This is a genomic window from Verrucomicrobiota bacterium, from assembly GCA_016871675.1.
In the GTDB taxonomy this organism is placed as follows: domain Bacteria; phylum Verrucomicrobiota; class Verrucomicrobiia; order Limisphaerales; family VHCN01; genus VHCN01.
On record VHCN01000139.1, the window covers coordinates 1 to 2,385 of the forward strand.

Sequence of the window (2,385 nt, forward strand, 5' to 3'; positions counted from 1 at the left end):
CGAGGTTGTTTTCGGAGCTGCCGAACTCGGGCGGCGGCGGTGGCCCAGCGGGTGCCGTGGATTCGCGCTTTCGGCATCCGCCCACGACCAACCCCATCGCGGCAAACAGCAAGACAAAGCGGTATAAACTACTGAGCCCCCGCTTGAGCTGGGCAAGCTCCAGTTCGAGGCGGTTTTGCCGGAAGGTGAGATCGGCGATCCGGTTGGCCGCCGCGTTCGCCCGCGCAATCAGCCAGATGGCCAGGGCGAGCGGCGCCCCGATCACGAGCACAACAACCATGAACCATTCCATACGTGATTCCTTTCCAGCCCGTGCGGCAGCTTGAGGCTGGGCGCAATGTGACGCCGCCAACAGGGCGTTGGCAAGCGGCAATGTGCCGTCCTCTGCGGGGCGCGCGGGCCACGGTCCTGCCGGTTCGACTGCACGGGGCGCACCGTAGCCGGCCGGCGCGACGGGACGTTAATCGAAAAAACCGCCGCGGCCATCCGGCAATGCAATACCGCGTTCCAGGGTCCACCTTCGTGACGGCCTGCGCGCCTCGACCAGATTCCCCCGCGCGGCGCGCAACGACACACGCCCGGCCTTTGCGGTTCCGGTACACCAGGCTGACAACGTGAGCTGGCGCAACGTGGGGAACAGGATTCGTGGAGATTTGCGTGTGCGGCAATCCAGACCGCGGCAGAGAAATCACTTCGCTTCGCTCGGCCACACAGGGCGATGGCGCGGAACTTCGGATCGGAAATCGCCCAGGCTCGACCAGTAGAGCCGCCGGCCGAGGTCCACTTCCGCCACCGCCACCGTGCCCCATTGCGTGGCCTGCGCCAGCACGCGGCCCTCGCGGTCATAGACGCCGGAGATCATCCAGTTGAGGTTCGTGCCGCAATAGGTGCTGCTGACGAGGAAGACGTGGTTCTCACACGCGCGCGCGGCGGCGAGCAGCGGGTTGCACCCGGCCACCGGGAACGCGATGATCTCCGCGCCGCGAATGCTGAGTTGCCGCGCCGGCTCGGGGAAGAAACCGTCGTAGCAAATCATGATGCCGATCTTGCCGAGGCGCGTGTCGAACACGGGATACTCGTCGCCCGGCACCACGCCCGCCTCGATCTCGGTCCGCGGCAACGTGGTCTTCCGATATTTGCCAATGAGCCTGCCGTCCGACCCGATGAGCACGCCGGTGTTGAAGACGAGATGCAGGTCGCGCTCGACGAGTCCGACGACGAGATGCAAGCCGTGCCGGCGAGCGAGCGTGCCGAAGTACTCGGTCGAAGGTCCGGGAATCGGCTCGGCGGCGTCCGCATAGCTCAAGCCGTTGCCGGTGGCGGTGATCGTTTCCGGCAGGACGACGAGGTCGGCCTTTTGCCGCGCGGCATCGGTGAGGAACGGCTCGAACTGGCGGCAACTGTCCATCGCCGTCTTCCCGCCGTGCGGCACGTAATGAATCGTGGCGAGGCGGACCTTGCGCGGTGGTGGCGGCTCGACTTCCGTCAGCGAGACTTCACTCCACTCGACTTTCGCGCGCGAGGCCCAACGGAGGTGCAGTTCCACGATGGCCTGCGTGGCCTTCGCCGGCACATGGTAAACACCGCAGACTTCCGTCCAACCCGTCCGATCAGTCCGACCATCATTTGGAAACTCCGGCTCGGACATCGGCGGTTTGCCGGGGGCGTAGGTGTGCGCGCCCGGTTCATCGTGCAAAACCTGGCGGCCCTTGTCGTCGCGCCAGTGAACGCGGACCAGCACGCTGCGCCGCGGCACGGGTACATTTTCCACGTGGCGCACCGCTCGAAAGCGATACCATTGCCCGCCTTTGATCGGGAAAGTTCTCTCCCAACGCCCGTCCAGCCCGTCGCGTTTGTCGGTACGGATGACGAGGCTGCCGGTGTGTGCCGGACCGCCTTTGGGATTGAAGCTGAACGCCGGCTTGATTTCGTCGCGCGCGGCGACGCCTTTCCAGCCGTCAGGCGAATCGCTCAGCGTGGCGGCGTGGAGGGAGCAGGCAGCCATCAACACGGCAGCAACACGAAGAGGACGAAGCATTGTTCGTTTCATGGCAGTGTGGTCGAGGGGATGTCCGAGTTTCGTAGCGGCGTCTCGGCAGAGCGCCGCAATTCCAGCCGGGAGTGCGAAATTGGCGGCGTTCTGCCGAGACGCCGCTACGCCGTGGGGCTTTGGTAACGCCGTCGTCATCTAGTTCCTTCCCACTCCACGAGCCAACGGCAGATCGGTCCGGAATTTGAAGAAGTAAACTTTGGCCTCCGCCGGGCCGCCGGAAGCAGGCGCGGGCAGCGTGTCTGTAAAGGAACCGATGATCCACCGGTCTGCGGTCACTTCACGGCAGCCGCCGATCGCGTACGGATTCGCCACCGGCTCGCTCGCCGCGTAGT

Annotated in this window: 2 protein-coding genes; both read right to left on the reverse strand. The window is 65.3% G+C overall.

The window, feature by feature from the left end; translation table 11 throughout:
* Positions 1-292, reverse strand: a 292-nt coding sequence (locus tag FJ386_15415; protein MBM3878075.1) for a hypothetical protein, incomplete at its 3' end; no start/stop codon positions are given.
* 396 nt (positions 293-688) lie between these two features.
* Positions 689-2,188 carry a carbon-nitrogen hydrolase family protein gene (locus tag FJ386_15420; GenBank protein MBM3878076.1) on the reverse strand — a complete coding sequence of 500 codons (1,500 nt, stop codon included), beginning with the start codon at positions 2,186-2,188 and terminating at the stop codon, positions 689-691.
* Positions 2,189-2,385 lie beyond the last annotated feature (197 nt).

Bases quoted from the DNA above. Each gene is read 5' to 3' on its own strand.
- FJ386_15420 (MBM3878076.1), bottom strand. From the start codon at position 2,188: ATGACGACGGCGTTACCAAAGCCCCACGGCGTAGCGGCGTCTCGGCAG.